This window comes from Cupriavidus sp. FW305-26, assembly GCF_058787975.1.
Genome location: NZ_JBYTAH010000140.1, coordinates 1 through 6,279 on the forward strand (window position 1 = coordinate 1; position 6,279 = coordinate 6,279).

Genomic DNA, 6,279 nt, shown 5'->3' on the forward strand with positions numbered 1-6,279 from the left:
TCATCGGCGCGCCTCCGCGGCACTGGCCGACGCCGCCTCGGCAGGCGGCGGCAGCACGATGCCGGACAGATACTGGGTCTTGCCGGGGTTGACCGGCGCCATCTTCAGCTGCGCGCGCGCCGCGTCGGCGATGCGCGCGCTCTTGCCCAGCGCGCTCTGCTGGTACTGCAGGCGCGACCAGTCGATATCGAGCTGCTTCTCTTCAGCCTGGGCCCGCTCCAGCGCGACGAACAGCGTGCGCGCCTGGTGCTGCGCGCTCACCAGCGACAGCGCGCACAGGATCAGCGCGGCCAGCAGGAAGAAGGTCAGGCGGTTCATGCGCGTGCGCCTCCGCCGGCAGTGGTCGCGGCAGGGGCCAGCTTCTCGGCCACGCGCATCACGGCCGAGCGCGCGCGCGGGTTGGCGGCCACCTCTTCAGGGCCCGGCTTGTAGCGGCCGAGCAGGCGCAGCGTCGGTTGCGGCAGGTCGGCCGCGCGCAGCGGCGCGCGCCGCAGCGCCGGGTCGGCATCCTGCTGGGGACGGGCGTGCGCCGCCATGAACCGCTTGACGATGCGGTCCTCCAGCGAGTGGAAGCTGATCACCACCAGGCGCCCTCCGACCTGCAGCAGTTCATACGCCGCCTTCAGCCCTCTTTCGAGGTCCTCAAGCTCTTGATTGACGTGAATCCGTAGAGCCTGAAAGGTGCGGGTCGCAGGGTCCTGACCCTTCTCGCGTGTCTTGACGGCTTTCGCCACGAGCGCGGCAAGGTCGGCAGTAGTGGCGATGGGTCCGCCATCGCCGGGTTCGCTCCGGCGAGCAACAATCGCCTTTGCAATCTGTACAGCAAACCGTTCTTCCCCATAGTCTCGTATCACCCTGGCAATGTCCTGCTCATCCGCCTGCGCCAGCCACTGCGCGGCAGTGATGCCGCGCGTGGTGTCCATGCGCATGTCCAGCGGGCCCTCGAAACGAAAGGAAAACCCCCTCGCCGCCTCGTCGATCTGGGGCGAGCTGATCCCCAGGTCGAGCAGCACGCCGGCGACGTGGCCGCGCCCCGACAGGCGCTCGGCCATGGCCGCAAAGCTCGCGTGCTCAATGGAGAAGCGGGCATCCTTGATGGTGCCCGCTTCTGCGATTGCTGCTGGGTCCTTGTCGAACGCAACCAGGGCCCCGTCTGGCCCCAGCCGGGCCAGCACCGCCCGGCTGTGCCCTCCCCTGCCGAAGGTGCCGTCGACGTAGACCCCGTCGGGCCGCCAGACCAAGGCTTCGACGGCCTCGTCCAGCAGCACGGTGCGATGGCGCAGGGCGGGGGTTGCCGGCGTTCCGGTTGGACTCATGACCTCGTCAGAAAGAGAAATTCTTCAATGCTTCGGGCATGCCCTGCGCCATCGCCTGCTGTTCCTTGGCGGCGTAGGTCGCGGCATCCCACACTTCGAAATGGCTGCCCATGCCGAGCAGCATGACTTCTTTGTCGAGCATGGCGGCACTGCGCAGCTCCGGGGCGATCAGCACCCGGCCCGCGCCGTCCATTTCCACGTCGGCGGCGTTGCCCAGGAAGATGCGCTTCCACCAGTGCGCATCCATCGGCAGCGCTGCAATGCGCGTGCGGAAGGTTTCCCACTCGGGCCGGGGAAACAGCAACAGGCAGCCATCCGGGTGCTTGGTCAGCGTCACCCGGCCCTCGGCCTGCTGTTGCAGCGCCTCGCGGTGCCGGGACGGAATGGACATCCGTCCCTTGGCATCCAGCGAGAGTGCCGATGCTCCCTGAAACAAGCTTGCTCCCGGTCCATGCCGGCCGGTTGTCGGCCAGCATGCGCGTGAATCCCTTCTGTTCCGACTATGGCGACATCATCCCACGGTCGGGGCCCAATTTCACACAAAAATACACTTCCTCACACTATTTCCCACTTTAGAGGAAGCGATATGGCGGGTCAAGGCTGGTTGCAGGGCAGCAAACGAGTTTTTTTGAATAAGAACAATGACTTAGCGCGCACACCTCACGCACCGAAAAAGTGAATCCTTAATGAAATGAAGATCTTAGGGAGGAAAGCCGAGAAACCACCTGAGAACCACTTGCGGAGGAACTGCCGGCGGCACGGGAAAGACCTGCCCCGTCGCGCGAAGGAAGGATACAACAATTGCCCGCCAGCCCCGCCGGAATCAGGGCCGGCGGGGGGCTGGCAGGGCCGGCTCAGATCCGGTAGGCGGCGGTGGTCATCACGCGCGAGGCGCCGCGCATCAGCGCCCGCACCGGGGCAGGTAACGGGATCCCGCCGGCATCGCGCGCGGCGTTGCCGTGGCGGATCTCGTCGTCGCGCATCTGCTCGAGGATGGCGCGCGAGCGGCCGTCGGCCTCGGGCAGGCGGTCCAGGTGCCCGCCCAGGTGGTGCTCGACCTGGCGCTCGGTCTCGGCGACGAAGCCCAGGCTGACGCGGTCGCCGGCGCGGCCGGCCATCCAGCCGATGGCGAAGGCGCCGGCGTACCACAGCGGGTTGAGCAGGCTCGGGCGCGAGCCCAGCTCGCGCAGGCGCTCGGCGCACCAGGCCAGGTGGTCTTCCTCTTCGCGCGCGGCGGCATCCATCTGCGCGCGCACCGCGCCGTCGCGCGCGGTGAGCTTCTGGGCCTGGTACAGGGCCTGCGCGCAGACCTCGCCGACATGGTTGATGCGCATCAGCCCGGCCACGTGGCGGCGTTCATCGGCGCTCATCTGTTCGGTGTCCGGCGCCAGCCGGTCAGCCGGGTTGGCGCGCGCGGTGCGCGTGGCGCCGGCAATGGCGCGCAATGCCACGTCGAATTCTTTGATCAGGGTGTCCATGTCGCAGAGGCAGTTGGTCTTCGTTCCCGGCAGTCCCTGCGATCGTGGGGTGCGCAGCTGCGGCTGCGGTACGCACAGGGGGCCATCGGGATTACCCGCATTGTAGCTTGCCTCTAATCGGCGCCAACCCGCATCCCGCCTTGCATTGATGCGCCCGGCTACTCAGAAACCCTGAGTTGTTAAAAGAAGACAAGGGGGATTGGCCTGAGTAGTGAATTAAGGGTTGTTTGTTACAGTACTTCGCAACTTCCCAGGAAGTTTGACGCACGGGGGATGGAGACCAACAGGAGGTTCTCCCGGGCCGTCACCAATAATTCTTACAGTGGAGATCAACGAGCATGAAGAAATCGCTTCTGGCGCTGGCAGCGCTTGGCGCATTTGCTGGGGCGGCGCAGGCCCAATCGAGCGTCACGCTCTACGGTGTGGTGGATGCCAACATCGAGTACGTGAGCAATATGTCGAGCGTCACGCCGTCGGCGGCCAACGGATTTGCGACCGGCCCGTCGGAGAACCTCTTCCGCATGTCGTCCGGCGGCCTGTCCGGTTCGCGTTGGGGCCTGCGTGGCGTGGAAGACCTGGGCAGCGGCCTGAAGGCACTGTTCGTGATGGAAAGCGGTTTCGGCCTGGACGACGGGCGCTCGCAGCAAGGCGGCCGCCTGTTCGGTCGTCAGGCTTATGTCGGCCTGGAAAGCGCCCAGGTGGGCCGCGTGACCTTCGGTCGCCAGTACACCTCGCTGTTTGACATGATGGCCAATTTTTCGCCGACCGGCTATGCCACCCAGTACGAGCCGGTGGTCGCTCAACTGGGCCTGAACTTCCGTTCGGACAACACCGCCAAGTACACCGGCAAGTTCGGCCCGGTGACCGCGGTCGCGCACTGGTCGTTCGGTAACGGCGTTGCCGGCGGTGGCGAAGTCGCCGGCCAGTTCCGCCGCGACACCGGCTACGGTGCCGGCGTGTCGTGGTCAGCCGGCCCGTTCGGCATCAGCGGCGCCTATGACCAGTACAACCCGACCCTGAACGCCGCCGGCGGCACCGGCGAATTCAAGAAAGCCGCGGTCGCTGCCAGCTATGCCTTCGGTCCGGCCAAGCTGATGGCTGGCTATCGCTGGGGCATGAGCAAGCATGTGAACGACAATACGATCCTGAAGGACAACTACTACTGGGTCGGTGCCAACTACCAGGTCACGCCGGCACTGGGCCTGACGCTCGCGTACTACTACGACGACGTCAAGAACTTCAACCCGGCCGCCGCCACCGTCAACACCACCAACAACATCAAGAACCCCTGGCAGATTTCGTTCGTGGCCGACTACAACCTGTCCAAGCGCACCGACGTGTACTTGACCACGGCCTTCTCGAAGAACGCCGGCCTGAACTTCGACACCTCGGCGATCAGCTTCGCCAATGGTTACTTCCTGGGTACCGGCGAAGACAAGATGATTGGCGCCGCCATCGGCATCCGCCACAAGTTCTGATCGCCAGTCGCAAGGCTGAGCTTGAAAGGCACCTTCGGGTGCCTTTTTTCATTGGCGCGGCGCTGCAGCCCCATAGGGCATCACCTCATCGGCGCCACTGCGGGCGCCGACTAGAATGCACTGACCATAGCCCCCCAGGTACCGAGAGCGGGCCACACCAGGAGACCACCCATGCAACCCACTCGCCGGCGCGTCGTTGCGCTGCTGCTGTCCGCCAGCCTTGCCGCGCTCGCCAGCCAGTCGGCGCTGGCCGCAGACCCGTACCCGGCCAAGCCGATCCGGCTGGTGGTGCCCTTTGCCGCCGGCGGCACCACCGACATCCTGGCCCGCGCCGTGGCCGCAGAGCTGGCCAGGCTGCCGGGCTGGAACGTGGTGGTCGACAACAAACCCGGTGCCGGCGGCAATATCGGCGCGGACATCGTCGCCAAGGCCGCTCCGGACGGCTACACGCTGCTGATGGGCACCGTGGGCACCCATGGCATCAACCAGTCGCTGTACGGCAAGCTGCCGTTCGATCCGATCAAGGACTTCGCCCCGATCACCGAGGTGGCGGCCGTGCCCAACGTGCTGGTGCTGAACCCGGTGTTTGCGCAGCAGAACAAGATCGACAGCGTCAAGGACCTGATCACTTACGCGCGCGCCAATCCCGGCAAGATCAACATGGCCTCCAGTGGCAACGGCACCTCGATCCACCTGGCCGGGGAGTTGTTCAAGACGCAGACCCGGACCTTCATGGTCCACTTCCCGTACAAGGGCAGCGGGCCGGCGCTGACGGACCTGGCCGGGGGCACCATGCAGGTGATGTTCGACAACCTGCCGTCGTCGATGGCGCTGATCAAGAGCGGCAAGCTCAAGGCGCTGGCGGTGACCAGCGCCAGGCCCTCGCCGGCGCTGCCGGGCGTGCCAACCATTGCCCAGGCTGCGGGCCTGCCTCAGTATGAAGCCAGCTCCTGGTTCGGCATGCTGGCGCCGGCCGGCACGCCGCCGGACGTCATCCACCGCATCCAGCAGGAAGTGGCCAAGGCGCTGAACGCCCCGGCCGTGCGCGAACGCCTGCAGGCGCAGGGCGCCGAGCCTGTCGGCAACACGCCGGAGCAGTTCGCCGCGTTCATCCGCGCCGAGACCGCCAAGTGGGCCAAGGTGGTCAAGGATTCCGGCGCCAAGGTGGATTGACGCCGATTTGATCGCCGGCAGGGCGGCGGCGCGTATCGCGCATATACTTGAGGCATCAAATGTCGGCTGCCCGCCCCGTGGGCGGCCCCTGGCGGCCGCGGCCGCACACCTGCGCACCGATGCACTGAAGATGCCAAACCCATCCCCTGCCGCCGGCGCCGACAGCGCGCCGGTCGACCTTGAAACCCGTGCCGACCAGACCGAGCACGAAGCCCTGCGGCTGTGGTTGCGGCTGTTGACCTGCACCACCCTGATCGAGGGCGATATCCGTTCGCGGCTGCGCCAGGATTTTGCCTGCACGCTGCCGCGCTTCGACCTGATGGCACAGCTCGACCGCCATCCGGAAGGCCTGAAGATGGGCGAGCTGTCGCGCCGCATGATGGTGACCGGCGGCAACGTCACCGGCATCACCGACCAGCTGCAGCAGGAAGGCCTGGTCTCACGCGAGGCCCTGCCCACTGACCGCCGTGCCTACCTGATCCGCCTGACCCCGGCCGGGCGCGCCGCGTTCTCGCGCATGGCGCGCGCGCATGAGGACTGGATCGGGCAACTGTTCTCGGGCCTGGCCGAGACCGACCGGCGCGCCCTGTTCCGACTGCTTGGCCGGCTCAAGACCGGCCTGATCTCGCCATGAAGACCCGGCCCTATCTTGTCCTGTGCGGCCTGCTGCCGGTGCTGGCTGCCTGCAGCAGCACGCCGCAGCCGCCGCAGGTCACGCCGGTGAACGCCACCATCAAGCTTGGCCGCGTCACCGAGAAGACGTTCCTGACCCGCCTGGACGTGGCCCAGGTGCCCCCGTACTACGGCGGCGGCACCAGCGTCGGCGTGGGTGCC

General features: G+C 66.7%; 7 protein-coding genes and 1 pseudogene. 4 read left to right on the plus strand and 4 right to left on the minus strand.

The genetic code is table 11. The features are described 5' to 3' along the window. The 4 genes from ftsL to coq7 all read right to left on the minus strand — a co-directional run bounded on the left by ftsL (window position 1) and on the right by coq7 (window position 2,794). A complete protein-coding gene (ftsL, locus tag AC3WQZ_RS35290) occupies window positions 1-318 on the minus strand; it encodes a cell division protein FtsL (RefSeq protein WP_011616092.1) in 318 nt (105 codons plus the stop codon). Then, window positions 315-1,316 (minus strand): 16S rRNA (cytosine(1402)-N(4))-methyltransferase RsmH, encoded by a 1,002-nt coding sequence (gene rsmH, locus AC3WQZ_RS35295; protein ID WP_454750447.1) that lies wholly within the window; start codon window positions 1,314-1,316, stop codon window positions 315-317. Before rsmH ends, ftsL begins: the two co-directional genes overlap by 4 nt. A gap of 7 nt (window positions 1,317-1,323) precedes the next feature. Beyond that, window positions 1,324-1,752 carry a division/cell wall cluster transcriptional repressor MraZ gene (mraZ, locus tag AC3WQZ_RS35300; RefSeq protein WP_010814778.1) on the minus strand — a complete coding sequence of 143 codons (429 nt, stop codon included), beginning with the start codon at window positions 1,750-1,752 and terminating at the stop codon, window positions 1,324-1,326. 418 nt (window positions 1,753-2,170) lie between these two features. Further along, on the minus strand, window positions 2,171-2,794 hold the full coding sequence (coq7, locus tag AC3WQZ_RS35305; RefSeq protein WP_010814779.1) for a 2-polyprenyl-3-methyl-6-methoxy-1,4-benzoquinone monooxygenase: 624 nt from the start codon (window positions 2,792-2,794) through the stop codon (window positions 2,171-2,173). 338 nt (window positions 2,795-3,132) lie between these two features. On the opposite strand from coq7, the gene AC3WQZ_RS35310 reads away from it, so the two are divergent. The 4 genes and pseudogenes from AC3WQZ_RS35310 to AC3WQZ_RS35325 all read left to right on the plus strand — a co-directional run. Beyond that, window positions 3,133-4,272, plus strand: coding sequence for a porin (locus tag AC3WQZ_RS35310; RefSeq protein ID WP_010814780.1), 1,140 nt, complete (start codon window positions 3,133-3,135; stop codon window positions 4,270-4,272). A 171-nt stretch (window positions 4,273-4,443) separates the two neighbouring features. Beyond that, window positions 4,444-5,445: a tripartite tricarboxylate transporter substrate binding protein gene (locus tag AC3WQZ_RS35315; RefSeq protein ID WP_010814781.1), complete on the plus strand. Its 1,002-nt coding sequence runs from the start codon at window positions 4,444-4,446 to the stop codon at window positions 5,443-5,445. Window positions 5,446-5,575: 130 nt separating this feature from the next. After that, on the plus strand, window positions 5,576-6,079 hold the full coding sequence (locus AC3WQZ_RS35320; RefSeq protein WP_010814782.1) for a MarR family winged helix-turn-helix transcriptional regulator: 504 nt from the start codon (window positions 5,576-5,578) through the stop codon (window positions 6,077-6,079). Beyond that, a pseudogene (locus AC3WQZ_RS35325) lies at window positions 6,076-6,279 on the plus strand (hypothetical protein); the annotation flags it as partial. The gene AC3WQZ_RS35320 and the pseudogene AC3WQZ_RS35325, both read left to right, overlap by 4 nt.